Source organism: Serratia entomophila (assembly GCF_021462285.1).
In the GTDB taxonomy this organism is placed as follows: Bacteria; Pseudomonadota; Gammaproteobacteria; order Enterobacterales; family Enterobacteriaceae; genus Serratia; species Serratia entomophila.
This window is the reverse complement of record NZ_CP082787.1, coordinates 3,114,289-3,128,900: the sequence shown is the minus strand read 5'-3', so window position 1 is coordinate 3,128,900 and position 14,612 is coordinate 3,114,289. Positions and strand designations below refer to the sequence as shown.

Sequence of the window (14,612 nt, the reverse complement as noted above, 5' to 3'; positions counted from 1 at the left end):
GTTGGGTCAACGGCGGCAGAAATCAATTTGTGCCATGCGCACCTTCTGTACAAAAAACACCCATGGGCGGGACGATACTGAAAGCAGCAGGCATATGACCCTTTTCGACGTGACTAAAAGGAGTGTGCAAATGATGAAATCAGTGGATAGACATCTTGCGGCCTACGGCGGCGGTGAAATGGATTTCCTGGCGTCGAGCATCGCGCTGATGGAATGGCAGGGCAGGGAGATAGACGCCGGCAAGGTGGCCGGCAACATGTCGGAGCAGCAAAGCCGACTGTTCTTTGAACGGCTCACCTATTTCAGGCTGCTTTATCAGGCCGCCCCGGTGGCGGAACAGAATGCGTAACCCCAATGAGTAGCCCCGCCGAAGCGGGGCTTGCTGTTTATGGCTGCCATATGCCGGTCGCCAGCGTGGCCGGCGAATATTCCAGATTGCGCCCGCGCCACGGCAAGGCTGCGCCGAAGCGCCAGGCGCTGTGGATATCAAAGCGCCAGTAGCGTTCCGCGCCGGCCACTCCCCAGCCGCTATCCGGCTGCCACAGGATCTGAGTTTCTCCCTGCAGATGCAGCACGTCGCCGCGCTCAAAATCGATAAACAGCAGCGCCGCGCGCGGCTCGGCCAGCAGGTTGCCCAGGGTGTTCATGTAGCGGTTGCCGCGAAAGTCCGGCATCCATAGCCTGTCGCCTTCCAGGTGGATAAATCCCGGTTTGCCGCCGCGGTGCGAGATATCGACGCCGCCCTGCGCCAGCTCGCGGTGCGCGCAGCTGGCGACAAAACAGGTGTCCGCGCGGCGGATCAGCGCCTGCGCCGCCGCATCCAGCGCGGCAAGATGCTCAACCGGCTGTGGAGCGCCGCTCACCGGATACAGCTCGCGCCGCTGAATATATTGCGGGCAGTTACCGAAGCTTTGGTTAACCACGATCTCCACCCGGTTCTTGTCGGTGCGGCCGATAACGCCGTTGGCGCGGTTGCGCCGCCGGTTGCTGAAGTCCAGCCCCAGCGCGCCGACCGGTTTGCCGCTTTGCAGCATCGCCTGCGCCGGATCGTCGCTGCGGCGCGGCGCGCTGATGCGCAAGTGGCCGTCGTCCGGGGTGCGCAAAAACCCCGGCAGGCCGCTGAACAGCGTGGCCACCGGCCAGCTTTGCTCATCCAGGGTAGCGACGAACAAATAGGGCAACGCGGCGAAGAACGCGCGGTGCTGATCGGGCATGGTGCGATAAATGCCGCTCCCCACCTGCTCGAAACCGGCCAGGGCCTGAGCGCGCAATTCGTCGGGGTGAAATACCGGGCCGCTCATCGGCTTCAGCTCGCGGCCGGTTCTGGCAGCGCCGGCATGGCAAAGAAGCCCGGCAACCCGGCGATACGCGCAATCCAGCGTCGAATGGCCGGATAAGCCGCCAGCGAGATGCCGCCTTCCGCCGCAACCGCCACGTAGCTGTAGCAGGCCAGATCGGCGATGGTGGCCGCGTCGGTCGCCAGGAAGCGGCGCTCGCTCAGGTGCTGCTCCATCTGCGGCAGAAAGCGGGCGCTGACGGCCAATGCCGCCTGATAGTCTTCCGCTACGGAGAACTGGGCGATCAGCCGGCAGGAGGCGGGGCCATAACGCACCTCGCCGGCGGCTTTCGACAGCCACTCTTGCACCTGCGCCGCCGCCAACGGCTGCTCCGGCAGCCAGTGGCTATCCGGCGCATAGCGTTTCACCAGGTACACCAAAATGGCGTTGCTGTCCGCCAGCGTCAGTTCACCGTCTTGCAGCGCCGGGATCTGGCCGAACGGATTGATCCGGCGGAAGTTTGCGCTTTGGCGCACCTCGGCCGGGGTTTCGACCCATTCATAAGGCAGTTCGAGCATGCGCAGCAGCAGCGCCACGCGGTGGGCGTGGCCGGAAAGCGACGTGCCGTACAGTTTTATCTTGGACATAGTCTTGCTCCTTCTCGGGTTTCAAACAGCATACTCTTGCGTTTTGTGGCGTGGATCCGGCAATGTAGAAATTGATAATTTCATTTTCCGGAATAGTCTATGGACCGATTAGACGAACTGGCGATTTTTGTCGCGGTGATACAACACGGCAGCCTGGCCGCCGCCGGGCGCAAGCTGCGGCGCTCCGCGCCGGCGATCACCCGGGCAATCGCCGCGCTGGAGCAGCGTTTTGGCGCCAGGCTGGTGGAGCGCACCACCCGGCGATTGGCACCGACGGAGGCCGGGCTGCGGCTGGCGGAGCGCGCGCAGCTGCTGTTGCAGGACTATCGGACGGCGGTGCTGGACGCCGCCGATACCCAGCTCGGCGGCCTGCTGCGCATCACTTCGCCAGTGCAGTTTGGCCGCATGCACGTGGCGCCGGTGGTGATGGCGTTTTTGGATGACTACCCGCAGATGCAGATCGAAATGGTGCTCAACGATCGCAACCTCGATCTGATCGATGAAGGTCTGGACGTGGCGGTACGCATCGGCCATCAGCAAGACTCTTCGCGGGTGGCGCGCCGGCTGGGGCAGGTCAGCCGGGTCACGGTTGCCAGCCCGGCCTATCTGGCGCAGCGCGGGGAACCGCTGACGCCGGCGCAGCTGGTGGAACACGACACCATCGTCGGCACCCAGCGGCCTTCGCTGCGCGAATGGCGTTTCGGCCCGCAGGAAAACGGCGAGCGGGTGCGCCTGGCGCCACGGCTGCTGCTCAACGAGGTGGAAACTCAGCTGCTGGCCGCGCGCGCCGGCAAAGGCATCGCCCGTTTGCTGTCTTATCAGGTGGCGGACGATCTGGCCGCCGGCACGCTGGTGCGGCTGCTGCCGGCGTTTGAACCCTTGCCGATGCCGGTGCAGCTGGTGGCGCAGCATGTGCAGCGGATGCCGCTGAAGGTGCGCACCTTTTGGGATTATGCCTTCCAGCGTCTGAGCAGGTTGCCGCAAATTCAGGCCGGGCCACCGGTTTAAATAAGCGCAATAAGTTTCACAGGTTAAACTTTTTTAGCGGAATTCAAGATTTATATTGTCGGGCGCGCATTGCTGAGGCGCCCGTCTTGACAATATTTTTAGCGGTTGCTAATAGTTAACTCACTTCTTAAATAATAAATTAAGTTCAATATATGAAACCTGTCCCGGGCAGTTATGACAACGGTTCGACGGTAGATAATGAGGATGAGATCTTGGCCTCATTTCAATCCCGCAGCCGAGAGGTTTATAAAAATAATCGCCATGATAAAAACGTTCCCTATGGCGATTCTCCGCGAGAAGTTTTTGACTGGTTTTATTCCAGCGAACATACGTTGGGGACGTTAATTTTTATTCACGGCGGTTATTGGCAATTTTGCAGTAAAGAGGATTTTGCCTTTATTGCGCCGGCGCCGCTGGCGCGCGGTTTTGACGTGGTGCTGGTGGAGTATTCGCAGGCCCCCGCGGCTTCTCTGGACGATATTTGCCGCCAGGTGGGGGCGGCGCTGAACGCCATTCAACGGCGTCTGCCGCCCCGGCGGCATCAGCCGGTTTATCTGTGCGGCCATTCGGCCGGCGGTCATTTGGCCGCCTACTGGCAAGGGCATGCGGCGGTCGATGCGGTTTTGCCCATCAGCGGCATTTTCGAGCTGGAACCTTTGTTGACCACCTACGTTAACCGAGCGCTGCAGCTGACGGCGCAGCAAATTTCGCAACTCAGCCCGGCGCGCGCAATTACGCCGCACATCAAACCGATGACGCTGTTCTACGGTGCGGCGGAGCTGCCGGAACTGATTGGCCAATCGCGGCACTATCACGCCGCGCTGCGGGAACAGGGGCTGCAGGCCGGGCTGAACGCGGTGGCCGGCGCCAACCATTACACGATTCTGGACGCGCTGTTCGCTGCCGACGGCGCGCTGGTCCGCCAACTTGGCAACCATGAGGAACTTCAGCATGCGCAAGGTCATTGATACCGGGCTGCCCGAAATCGGCCAGCCTTTTTCCTGGGCCACCCAGGGCGCAGGCATGCTGTTTACCGCCCATGGCCCGGTCAGGGCGGACGGCAGCATAGAGACCGGCGCGCCGGAAAAACAAATAACCCTGACGTTCGATAATCTGGCTCAGACGCTAAAGGCGGCAAATAGCCATTCCGATAACGTGCTGCAGGTTATTGTTTATTTGACCGACGTTAACGACGTTAAATTGCTCGATGACATTTATCTTAAATATTTCAACTATCCGTATCCTAACCGCTCCACCGTTATTGTCGAAAAGCTGGTGGTGCCCGGCATGAAAATAGAGATTACCGTCAGCGCTATCGCCTGATTGTTTTTGCAGGTGTTGTTTCAGTTAATTCCATAGCGAATTAAGGTTTCCCTGTGCTTGAAATGATGAATTCCGCCACCGCCGCCATTTCGGACGTTAACCGCATTGCGTGAATAAGGTAGGGCTTAGTGATGAAACCGATAAAAGATTTTGAGCATATCGCCCGGCGCCAGGGCGGGCTGAATAAACACCTCACCGCCGGGCAAATGTCGATGCTGGCGATCGGCGGCGCCATCGGCACCGGGCTGTTTCTCGGCAGCGCTTACGCCATTCAGATGGCGGGGCCCAGCGTACTGTTGAGTTACCTGATCGGCGGCGCGATCGCGCTGCTGCTGATGGGGTGCCTGGCGGAAATGACCTCGGAACACCCGACGCCCGGTTCGTTCGGCGATTACGCCGAGTTTTATCTCGGGCCGCTGTGCGGTTTTTTGGTGCGCTACTCCTACTGGTCCTGCGTGGTGCTGGCGGTGGGCACCGAAGTGACGGCCATCGGCATGTACATGCAGTTCTGGTTCCCGGCCACGCCGATCTGGCCCTGGGTGTTGCTGTTCTCGGCGGCGGTGATCGCCATCAACCTGATCGGCGTGAAATCCTTCGGCCAGGTGGAATACGCGCTGTCCACCGTCAAGGTAGTGGCGATCGTGGCGTTTATCATTATCGGCATCGGCATTCTGTCGTTCTCCGCCAACCCGGCCTTCGGCCTGCGCAATCTGACTGAGGGCGGTTTTCTGCCGTTCGGCGTCAAAGGCATGTGGTTCGCGGTGATCGTTTCGATCTTCAGCTACCTGAGCATCGAAATGATCGCGGTGGCGGCGGGCGAAGCCAAAAATCCGGTTATCGCGGTTCGGGCGGCATTCAAGGGCACCATTGTGCGCCTGTTTATTTTCTACATGCTGTCGATTGGCCTGATGCTGGCGATCGTGCCCTGGCGCCAGTCCGGCACCGGCGAGAGCCCGTTTCTGATGGCGATGAACGTGATCCATCTGCCCGCCGCCGCCGGCATCTTCAACTTTATCGTGCTGGTGGCGGCGCTGTCGGCGATGAACAGCCAGCTGTACATCACCACCCGCATGATGTTTTCGCTGTCGCGCGCCGGGCAGGCGCCGGCGGCGCTGGGGCGGGTCAGCCGGCGCGGCATTCCGGTCAATGCGCTGGCGATGTCTTGCATCGGCATCCTGGTGTCGATCGTACTGAGCCTGGTGGCGCCTAAAACCTCATTCGCCGCCATGATGTCGATTTCGGTATACGGTGCCTGCTTCACCTGGTTGATGATCTTCGTCACCCACCTGTTTTTCCGCCGCCACCATCGTCAGACGCACCTGAAGTTTCGCATGTGGGGCTTCCCGTACACCACGCTGGCCGGCGCGTTGCTGATGGCGGCGCTGATGATCTCGACCGCCTTCACCGAGTTTTTCCGCATGACGCTGTGGTTCGGCATTCCGTTCACCCTGCTGCTGGCGGCGGCTTATCATTTCCATAGCCGCCGCGCGCCTGCGCCGCTGCCACTCAAGGTGCCGGAGGCGGAGTAATCGATAGGCTGATACGGTTATTGCGTGCTCAAAATGGTGGGGTAATGTACTGTTAGCCTGAAAATACGGTTTTTTAACATGAGGTTTGCGATTTTAGCGTATAGGGATATAAGGATGGCGCATGCAAAAGGAAGAAGGATCGCTCAGACAGCTAACGTTGAAAGAGATTGCTTTAGCAAAAACGGTTTTTGGTGGGGAGATAGCTTATCCGCGTGTGTGGATACATTGCGCTAGCTATCTTCCTTTTGGCTTACAAAGGCGCGGAACGGCTATGACGCCTAATGGAGAATTGTTCTTCAGAAAAGAGCTGTATTCCCCGGATTTTGGCGCTGAATCAACCGTTGATATAAGGCATCTATTTATTCATGAAATGATGCACGTATGGCAGCATCAGAAAGGTATGTGGGTAAGAGCTCGAGGAATGTTCAGTTGGGCAGCTGATTATACCTATCGATTGGATGACAGAGCGTTATTGGACTATGGGCTTGAGCAGCAGGCTCAGATTATTGCTGATTACTATGTTTTGCAGGCTTATGGGTACCGTGAATGGAATATCCAGCGGCGTAAGGCTTGGCCGGTGGTCACTTATCAAGGTGTTTCAGATCAAAATACGTTAGCGACAAGGTATCGCAAAACGCTGTTCCGCTTTCTGCAAGGAGTGAAATGATAATGGAAAAGGGGAAATACCTGGCGACGCTTTGTTCCGTTCTGATGTTGTCAGCCTGTGAGTCAAGGATCCTCGATATTCAGGCCGCAAAGGTGAGTGTGGTCGATGATAAGGTATGCTTGCAGGTGCCCGCGAAAAGTCATGAGTATCTAAATGGGATCCAGATTGCAGAAGCGGATAAAGAGAATGAAGCGTTTAGAAAATATTTTGATGTAAATGAAAGCCAACCTCTCCTTTTGTCACAAGACTCGTGCGTGCCTGATTTCGGTTATCCGTTCAAGGAAGGACATACCTACGGGTTCCTGACTGAGACTTTCTTTAAAGGGGAAGGCCAATCGGGTGGACGGAACTTTAGCTCGTCATTCCGGTTATACCGTGAATCGGGGGACTTGAAAGTTGAACAGATCAGATAGCCTGTTTCAGGCTATCTGAATCAAGTTAGAGGTCGGAAGGCCCGCGTCATTTCTAGGGATCACAGCTGGCTTTTCGGGATCAGATGGTCGCCAAAGGTCAGGCGCCGGCGGCCGGGTTCGATTTCCGTCAGGGGGGCGACTTCGCGCAGCGAGGATGTGCAGCGCTGCACCAGATCCTGATATTCGCGGGTGCCGGCGACTTTCCACTCCAGCTCCTGCTCGGTCAGGTCACGCAGCACGCGCGCCGGGCTGCCGACCACCAGTTTGTTGGCGTCGATCACCGCCGCCGCCTTGACGAACGCCATGGCGCCGACGATGGTGTTCTCGCCGATTTCCGCGCCGTCCATAATCACCGCATTCATGCCGACCATGGCGTTGCGCCGGATGCGGCAGCCGTGCAGGATCGCGCCGTGGCCGATGTGGCCGTCTTCCTCCACCACCGTATCCTGCTGCGGGAAGCCGTGCATCACGCAGTTATCCTGGATATTGGCGCCGTCGCGGATCACCAGCCGGCCAAAATCGCCGCGCAGGCTGGCATTCGGGCCGATATACACCCGTTTGCCGACGATCACGTCGCCAATCAGCACCGCGGTCGGGTGCACGTAGCTGCTGGGGTCGACGACCGGGGTCAGGCCGTCAATCTGATACACAGGCATAGCGAAAACTCCTTAAAAAGTGTCGCGCGGCAGGCCGCCGAAACGCCGATAGTAGCTCGCCGAGGGGGCGGGCAGGGAGCCGATGGTGCTTTCCGCCAGCGCGCTGACGTAATCGGTGGCGGCGCGATCCACCCGCTGATAGAGGTTGATGCACAGGTTGCGGGCGATTTGCCCTTCCCATTGGGCAGGCAACAGCGCATCCGGCAGCAGCGGATCCTTCAGCACCACGCGGCGGAAGAAGTGAATCAATAATAGCTTAATCTGGAAACAGCGCAGCGGCGTTAACGCCGCGTCGTCGGTCTCGCGCAGCAGCGCCATCAGCGGGCGGAAGGAGAGGATAAACTCATGGTAGCCCGCCGCCACCTCGTTCAGCGACCAACACTCGGCTACCAGCTGCTGCAGCGTCTGTTCGGAGCGGTTGTAGGGGTAGTCGGCGCGGAAGTAGATCACCCGTTCGCTGGCGCTGAGTTCGCCGAGCAGCGCCGTCACGTCGGTCTGCGCGTGGGTGGGGGCCGCCATCAGGTTGTTGGCGATCTGGCCGAAGCCCAGCCAGCCCAGCTCTTTCTTCAGCCGCGCCCGTTCGTGCTTGTCGGCGCGCTCCAGCAACAGCAAATCCCATTTGCCGTCCCAGGCGGGTTGTTCGCTGAGGTAAATTTTCGACTCGGCGTGGCGGAACTGGCGCATGCCCTGCTCGGTTACGCGGTAGAAGCTGCGCCGGCCGATTTTCTCCACCGCCAGCCAGCCCTCTTTTTGCAGGCGGAACACCGAGGTGCGCACGAAGCGATCGCCAAAACCCAGCGCCTCCAGCAGCGCGCTGAGGCTGCCGAGCCAGATCTCGCCGCCGCGGTGGCTGAGCGCGTCGCCGTACAGCGAGATGATAAGCGACGTGCCGCTGACAGGTTGGGCGTCTACAGCATGGCGGATAAACTCATCCAGTTTATGTTCCATATTTTTCCATGGGTTAGCCGTCGATGAGCCATAACATTACCATAATTCGCTGCGGCGTCATCCGTGACGCCGCGGGCCTCAGCGCGGCCGCAGGTCGACCACCCGCTGCGCCTTGCCTTCCGAGCGCGGGATGTCGCCGCAGTTAGCGATGCTGACGTCGGTGCTGACGCCAACGATCGATTTGATGTGGTGGCGCAGCTGATGGCAGATGTCGCAGCGCTGCTGGTGGCTGAGGCTGAGCGCCGACTCCTTCAGCTCGACGCGCACCGCCAGGGTGTCGAGGTGCCCGCTGCGGCTGACCTGCAGCTGGTAGTGCGGCGACAGCTGCTCGAACTGCATGATCTGTTCCTCCACCTGCGACGGGAAGACGTTCACGCCGCGGATGATCAGCATGTCGTCGGAGCGGCCGGTGATTTTGCCCATGCGGCGCATCTGGCGCGCGTCGCCCGGCAGCAGACGGGTGAGATCGCGGGTGCGGTAGCGGATCACCGGCAGCGCCTCTTTGGTCAGGGTGGTGAACACCAGTTCGCCGTGCTCGCCGTCCGGCAGGGCGACGCCGGTTTCCGGGCAGATTATCTCCGGCAGGAAGTGATCCTCCCAGATGGTCGGGCCGCCGCCGCTTTCGGCGCACTCCATCGCCACGCCCGGGCCCATCACTTCGGACAGCCCGTAGATGTCCAGCGCCTTGATGCCCATGCGGGTTTCAATCTCATGGCGCAGCGCTTCGGTCCAGGGTTCGGCGCCGAACACCCCGAGGCGCAGCGAGCAGCCGCGGGCGTCGCCGCCCATTTTGCGTTCCAGTTCGTCAATCAGCGTCAGGCAGTAGGAGGGCGTCACCATGATCACGTCGGGTTTGAAATCCAGGATCAGCTGCGCCTGCCGTTCGGTCTGGCCGCCGGACATCGGGATCACCGTCGCCCCGAGCCGTTCGGCGCCGTAGTGTGCGCCCAGGCCGCCGGTAAACAGGCCGTAACCGTAGGCCACGTGCACCTTGTCTTTGGCGGTGGCGCCGGCGGCGCGCAGGCTGCGGGCGACGATATCGGCCCAGTTATCGATGTCGCGCTGGGTATAGCCCACCACCGTCGGCCGGCCGGTGGTGCCCGACGAGGCATGGATGCGCACCACTTGCTCCATCGGCACCGCGAAGGTGTCGAACGGGTAGTTGTCGCGCAGATCCTGTTTGGTGGTATAGGGGAAGCGCGCCAGATCGCTCAACTGCTGCAGATCGTCCGGGTGCACCCCGGCCTGATCGAACTTGCGACGGTACATCGGCACGTTGTCGTAGGCATGGCGCAGCGTCCATTTCAGGCGCTCCAGCTGCAGCGCTTCAATCTCATCGCGCGAGGCGAATTCGACTGCATCGAGTGGCTGTGGATTTGTTGTCATAGTTAGCCTCGGGGGTCAGACACGCTCAATGATCATGGCGATGCCCTGGCCGACGCCGATGCACATGGTGCACAGCGCGTAGCGGCCGGATCGCCGTTCCAGTTCAAACAGGGCGGCCAGCGCCAGGCGCGCGCCGCTCATGCCCAGCGGATGGCCCAATGCGATGGCGCCGCCGTTGGGGTTTACCTGCGGGGCGTCGTCCGGCAGGCCGAGCTGGCGCAACACCGCCAGCGCCTGGGCGGCGAACGCCTCATTCAGTTCAATCACATCCATCTGCGCCAGGCTCAGCCCGGCGATTTCCAATACCTTGCGGGTGGCCGGCAGCGGGCCGATACCCATCAGCCGCGGCTCGACGCCGCAGGTGGCGGTGGCGACGATGCGCGCGCGCGGCGTCAGCCCCTGGCGCGCCGCCATCGCCTCGGAGGCGACTATCAGAGCCGCCGCGCCGTCATTCAGCCCCGAGGCGTTACCGGCGGTGACGCTGCCGGGCTGGCGAAACGGGGTTTTCAACGCCTGCAGCTGTTCAAGCCGGGTGTCGGCGCGCGGGTGTTCGTCCTGGCTGAACTGCGTGACCGCGCCTTTTTTACCCTCGAGGCTCACCGGCACGATCTCCTGCGCCAGGTAGCCCAGATCCTGCGCCCGGGCGGTGCGTTGCTGGCTGCGCAGCGCAAAGGCGTCCTGATCGGCGCGGCTGATGTTGAACTGCGCCGCGACGTTTTCGGCGGTTTCCGGCATCGAATCGGTGCCGAAGCCGGCCTGCATCTGCGGGTTGACGAAGCGCCAGCCGAGGGTGGTGTCATACAGCTGCGCCTGCCGGCTGAAGGCGCTGTCGGCCTTGCCCATCACCAGCGGCGCGCGGGTCATCGATTCCGCGCCGCCCGCCAGCACCAGCCCGGCTTCACCGGCCTTGATGCTGCGCGCCGCCATCGCCAGCGCGTCCAGCCCCGAACCGCACAGGCGGTTGAGCGTGGTGCCGGAAACGCCCACCGGCAGCCCGGCCAGCAGCAGCGCCATGCGCGCCAGATTGCGGTTGTCTTCCCCGGCCTGATTGGCGCAGCCGAGGATCACATCGTCGGTCTGCGCCCAGTCCACCTGCGGGTGGCGCTCCAGCAGCGCGCGCAGCGGCAGGGCGGCCAGATCGTCGGCGCGCACGTTGGCCAACGCGCCGCCGTAGCGGCCAATCGGCGTGCGCACGCCGTCGCAGATAAACGCCTGGTTCATGCCTGTTCTCCTAAAATGCTGTGGCCGAGGCGGTGTGCGCGGCCACGGAACCAGGCGACGGTCTTGCCCAGTTGGTTGACTATCTCAACGTCGTACAGCCCGGTGGTTTTGCCCTGATGGCGCACCTCCGCGCTGGCGGTGAGGCGATCGCCGGCCAGCGCCGGGCGAATGAAATCGATGCTGCAGCCGGAGGCCACCGCCGCCAGACCCTGGCTGTTGCAGGCGTAGGCGAAGGCGGTGTCCGCCAGGCTGAACAGCTGGCCGCCGTGGCAGGTCTGATGGCCGTTGAGCATCTGCGGGCCGACGGTCATGCTCACCTGGGCGAAACCGGCGTCGACCGCCTCAATGCGCATCCCCATCGCCTGGGCGCAGGTATCCTGCTGGAACATCTGTTCGGCGCAGCGCTGGGCCAGCGCGCGCGGCGTATTGGCGTTCATCGTTCGGCTCCTGAAAGCGGCGTGGCGGCATAGCGGCGCAGCAAGGGCATCGGGCGGTAGCGCGCTTCCGCGTAGAAGTGGTGCAGATTGTCCAGCGTGGCGAGGATATGCCGCCAGCCGAGGGCGGCCGCCCACTCCAGCGGGCCGCGCGGATAGTTGACGCCGCGCCGCATCGCCAGATCGGTATCGGCGGCGCTGGCTACCCCTTTGTTGACCACGTCGAGCGCCTCATTGGCCAACATGGCCAGGGTGCGCATCACCAGCAGCCCCGGATAGTCCGGCAGTGGGATCACCCGCTTGCCCAGCGATTGCAGCAGGCGTATCACGCAGGCGTTGTGCCGCGCCTCGTTCTGCGGCGCACAGCTGATGGCGATGACGGGGGCTTGCGCATAGTCGACGGAAAGATCAAACAGCACCACGGGCGTTCCGGTTTCGTTGGCGACCTGACCGGAAGTTTTACCATTTGTTAACATAAATGTAACTTCATCGATCTGAGCATAGGCGCTGGTCTGGCCGGGTTGTTTGATCGCTGCCGCATTTCCCGCCAGCAACTGCGCCAGATCCGCCAGCGCCGACCAGTCGCCATGCAGGCTGATGCGCTGCGGCAATAGCCCCTGCGCCGCTGGCGCACAGCGGGCGGCAGGCTCAGCGGCGCCGTCGTAGCTATAGAACCCGCGGCCGCTTTTGCGGCCCAAGCGGCCGGCGGCCACCAACTCCTGCTGCACCAGCGAAGGGGTAAAGCGCGGGTCCTGGAAGAATGCCTGGAACACCGATTCGGTAACGGCGTAGTTGACGTCCTGGCCAATCAGGTCGGTCAACTGCAGCGGCCCCATGGCGAAGCCGCCGGCGTCGCGCAGCACCGCGTCCAGCGTGGCGGCGTCCGCCACCTGCTCCTCCAGCGCGCGCAGGGTTTCGGCATAGAACGGCCGCGCCACGCGGTTGACGATAAACCCTGGCGTGGAACGGCAGCGCACGCTGTGTTTGCCCCAGCGTTCCGCCAGCGTCTGCAGCGTCGCGAGGGTGGTTTCGCTGGTGTCCAGACCGCTGACGATCTCCACCAGTTTCATCAGCGGCGCGGGGTTGAAGAAGTGCAGCCCGGCCATGCGCTGCGGGTGCTGCAGTGCGCCGGCGATGGCGGTGATCGACAGCGAAGAGGTATTGCTGGCAAACAGCGTCGCGGGCGAACACAGGGCTTCCAGATCGCGGAACAGGCTCTGTTTGACCGCCAGGCTCTCCGCCACCGCTTCGACGACCAGCCCGCTGTCGGCCAGCTGGTTCAGCGCCTCGGCGAGCTGAATGCGAGCCAGCAGCGCCTCGGTCGCCGCTGCGTCGGCCTTGCCGGCCTCGACCCGCCGGCGCAGCCGCTGGGCCAGGCCGTCGAGCGCGCGCTGGGCGGCGGCGGCGGAAATGTCAAACAGCCGCACCTGATGCCCGGCGCCGGCCGCCACCTGGGCGATGCCGATGCCCATGGTGCCGGCGCCAATCACCGCCACCGGTCCGTTGAGAATGGAGGCATTCATGGCTATTTCCCGCTGAAGTGGGGCGTGCGTTTGGCAAAGAAGGCGCTGACGCCCTCACGGTAGTCGTCGCTGCGGCCGCCGAGGCGCTGCAGGTCGCGTTCGAGATCCAGCTGTTGGTCGAGGCTATTGGTGGCCGAACTGTAGAGGGCCTTTTTAATCAGCCCCAGGCCGTAGGTTGGCTGGGTGGCGAGATGGCGCGCCAGCGTTTGCGTGCGGTCGGCCAGTTCATCCGCGGCCACCACCTGCCAGATCATGCCCCACTCGAGCGCCTGCTGCGCGCTGATTTTATCGCCCAACAGCGCCATGCCCATGGCGCGGGCGTGGCCCGCCAGGCGCGGCAGGAACCAGCTGCCGCCGGAATCCGGCACCAACCCCAGGCGGCAGAAAGACTGAATAAAGCCGGCGTTGTCGGCGGCGATGACGATGTCGCAGGCCAGCGCCAGCGCGGCGCCCGCACCGGCCGCTACGCCATTGACCGCGCAGACCACCGGTTTGGGCAGGGCGGTCAGGCGGCGGATCAGCGGGTTGTAGAAACGTTCGACCGACAGCCCGAGATCCGGCGCTTGCCGATCGGCGCTGACGTTGCGATCGTTGAGATCCTGCCCGGCGCAGAAACCGCGCCCGGCGCCGGCGATCAGCAGGCAGCGCACGTCGTCGTCGCGTTCGGCCTGGGTCAGCGCTTCGCTCAGCTGGCGGTGCATTTCGTCGTTGAAGCTGTTGAGCCGATCCGGCCGGTTGAGCGTAAGGGTCAAGACCCCGGATTCGAGATGGCTGAGAATCAATGCGTTATCCATAAATCAGCGCCCCTGATAGTTTGGCGTGCGTTTTTCGAAGAAGGCGGCGATGCCTTCGCGGCGGTCGTCGGTGGCGGCCAGAGTGACGAACTGTTGGCGCTCCATGGCCAGCCCCTGGCTGAGGCCGGTTTCATCGGCCTGTTTCAGCGCCTGTTTGGCGGCGCGTAGCGCCAGCGGCGCCTGGCGGCTGATGCGTTCGGCAATCTGTTGTGCGCGTTCCAGCGTCAGCGCGTCGACGCAGACCTCGCTGACCAGCCCGGCCTGCAGCGCACTGCGGGCGTCGATGGCCTCACCGGTCAGCACCATTTGGCTGGCGCGCGATTTGCCGACGCAGCGGATCAACCGCTGGGTGCCGCCGGCGCCCGGCATCAGGCCGAGGGTGATTTCCGGCAGGCCGAAGCGCGCGCTTTCGCCGCAAATAATGATGTCGCAGGCCAGCGCCAGCTCACAGCCGGCGCCGAGCGCATAGCCGTTTACCGCCGCCAGCAGCGGTTTGCTGAACTGCGCCAGCCGCTGCCACAGCTGCGGGCGGCGGTCCGCCAGCGCGGCGGGCAGGTCTTGCCGTTGCAGTTCGCGCAGATCGGCGCCGGCGGCAAAGCAGCGCGGTGCGCCGCCTATCACCACGGCGCCGACGCCGCTGTCGGCATCGGCCTGCTCCAGCAGATAAACCAGCTGTTCCAGGCACGGGGTGCTCAGCGCGTTACGCACGTCGGGGCGATGCAGCGTCAGCGTCACTACGCGTTGCTGCTGGTCGCGCAGGATCCAGGGGGTATCCATCGGCGGCTC

17 protein-coding genes are annotated in these 14,612 nt (G+C 62.7%); 7 read left to right on the top strand and 10 right to left on the bottom strand.

Annotation, left to right across the window (positions count from 1 at the left end):
• The first annotated feature begins 130 nt into the window (after positions 1 to 130).
• Complete coding sequence (locus KHA73_RS15250; protein WP_234585214.1) at positions 131 to 349, top strand: glycogen synthesis protein; 219 nt, start codon at positions 131 to 133, stop codon at positions 347 to 349.
• A 37-nt stretch (positions 350 to 386) separates the two neighbouring features.
• On the opposite strand, the gene KHA73_RS15245 is transcribed toward KHA73_RS15250, so the two are convergent.
• Positions 387 to 1,301, bottom strand: a complete 915-nt coding sequence (locus tag KHA73_RS15245; RefSeq protein WP_234585213.1) for a pyridoxamine 5'-phosphate oxidase family protein — start codon at positions 1,299 to 1,301, stop codon at positions 387 to 389.
• Positions 1,302 to 1,306: 5 nt separating this feature from the next.
• Entirely contained in the window at positions 1,307 to 1,924 is a 618-nt protein-coding gene (locus KHA73_RS15240; RefSeq protein ID WP_234585212.1) for a glutathione S-transferase, read from the bottom strand.
• A gap of 99 nt (positions 1,925 to 2,023) precedes the next feature.
• Here KHA73_RS15240 and KHA73_RS15235 point away from each other — a divergent pair, with 99 nt between their 5' ends.
• From KHA73_RS15235 to KHA73_RS15210, 6 genes are all read left to right on the top strand, one after another.
• Positions 2,024 to 2,932 (top strand): LysR family transcriptional regulator, encoded by a 909-nt coding sequence (locus KHA73_RS15235; RefSeq protein WP_234585211.1) that lies wholly within the window; start codon positions 2,024 to 2,026, stop codon positions 2,930 to 2,932.
• Between the two features lie 152 nt (positions 2,933 to 3,084).
• Entirely contained in the window at positions 3,085 to 3,900 is an 816-nt protein-coding gene (locus KHA73_RS15230) for an alpha/beta hydrolase (protein WP_314725570.1), read from the top strand.
• Positions 3,884 to 4,255: a RidA family protein gene (locus KHA73_RS15225; RefSeq protein WP_234585208.1), complete on the top strand. Its 372-nt coding sequence runs from the start codon at positions 3,884 to 3,886 to the stop codon at positions 4,253 to 4,255. The genes KHA73_RS15230 and KHA73_RS15225 overlap by 17 nt, the downstream gene beginning before the upstream one ends.
• A gap of 131 nt (positions 4,256 to 4,386) precedes the next feature.
• Positions 4,387 to 5,784 carry an amino acid permease gene (locus KHA73_RS15220; RefSeq protein ID WP_234585206.1) on the top strand — a complete coding sequence of 466 codons (1,398 nt, stop codon included), beginning with the start codon at positions 4,387 to 4,389 and terminating at the stop codon, positions 5,782 to 5,784.
• A 121-nt stretch (positions 5,785 to 5,905) separates the two neighbouring features.
• A complete protein-coding gene (locus KHA73_RS15215) occupies positions 5,906 to 6,451 on the top strand; it encodes a type IV secretion protein Rhs (protein ID WP_234585204.1) in 546 nt (181 codons plus the stop codon).
• 2 nt (positions 6,452 to 6,453) lie between these two features.
• Complete coding sequence (locus KHA73_RS15210) at positions 6,454 to 6,864, top strand: putative T6SS immunity periplasmic lipoprotein (protein ID WP_234585202.1); 411 nt, start codon at positions 6,454 to 6,456, stop codon at positions 6,862 to 6,864.
• A gap of 59 nt (positions 6,865 to 6,923) precedes the next feature.
• On the opposite strand, the gene paaY is transcribed toward KHA73_RS15210, so the two are convergent.
• The 8 genes from paaY to paaF all read right to left on the bottom strand — a co-directional run bounded on the left by paaY (position 6,924) and on the right by paaF (position 14,603).
• Positions 6,924 to 7,520, bottom strand: coding sequence for a phenylacetic acid degradation protein PaaY (gene paaY, locus KHA73_RS15205; RefSeq protein WP_234585201.1), 597 nt, complete (start codon positions 7,518 to 7,520; stop codon positions 6,924 to 6,926).
• A 12-nt stretch (positions 7,521 to 7,532) separates the two neighbouring features.
• Positions 7,533 to 8,468, bottom strand: a complete 936-nt coding sequence (paaX, locus tag KHA73_RS15200) for a phenylacetic acid degradation operon negative regulatory protein PaaX (RefSeq protein WP_234585199.1) — start codon at positions 8,466 to 8,468, stop codon at positions 7,533 to 7,535.
• A 78-nt stretch (positions 8,469 to 8,546) separates the two neighbouring features.
• On the bottom strand, positions 8,547 to 9,854 hold the full coding sequence (gene paaK / locus KHA73_RS15195) for a phenylacetate--CoA ligase PaaK (RefSeq protein ID WP_234585197.1): 1,308 nt from the start codon (positions 9,852 to 9,854) through the stop codon (positions 8,547 to 8,549).
• Between the two features lie 15 nt (positions 9,855 to 9,869).
• A complete protein-coding gene (gene pcaF / locus KHA73_RS15190; protein WP_234585195.1) occupies positions 9,870 to 11,075 on the bottom strand; it encodes a 3-oxoadipyl-CoA thiolase in 1,206 nt (401 codons plus the stop codon).
• Positions 11,072 to 11,512, bottom strand: coding sequence for a hydroxyphenylacetyl-CoA thioesterase PaaI (gene paaI, locus KHA73_RS15185; protein ID WP_234585194.1), 441 nt, complete (start codon positions 11,510 to 11,512; stop codon positions 11,072 to 11,074). The genes pcaF and paaI overlap by 4 nt, the downstream gene beginning before the upstream one ends.
• The gene (locus KHA73_RS15180) at positions 11,509 to 13,032 is read right to left on the bottom strand and encodes a 3-hydroxyacyl-CoA dehydrogenase (protein ID WP_234585193.1); all 1,524 of its coding nucleotides are present in this window, start codon (positions 13,030 to 13,032) and stop codon (positions 11,509 to 11,511) included. The genes paaI and KHA73_RS15180 overlap by 4 nt, the downstream gene beginning before the upstream one ends.
• A 2-nt stretch (positions 13,033 to 13,034) precedes the next feature.
• Complete coding sequence (paaG, locus tag KHA73_RS15175; protein ID WP_234585192.1) at positions 13,035 to 13,826, bottom strand: 2-(1,2-epoxy-1,2-dihydrophenyl)acetyl-CoA isomerase PaaG; 792 nt, start codon at positions 13,824 to 13,826, stop codon at positions 13,035 to 13,037.
• A gap of 3 nt (positions 13,827 to 13,829) precedes the next feature.
• A complete protein-coding gene (paaF, locus tag KHA73_RS15170) occupies positions 13,830 to 14,603 on the bottom strand; it encodes a 2,3-dehydroadipyl-CoA hydratase PaaF (RefSeq protein ID WP_234585191.1) in 774 nt (257 codons plus the stop codon).
• Positions 14,604 to 14,612: the final 9 nt, after the last annotated feature.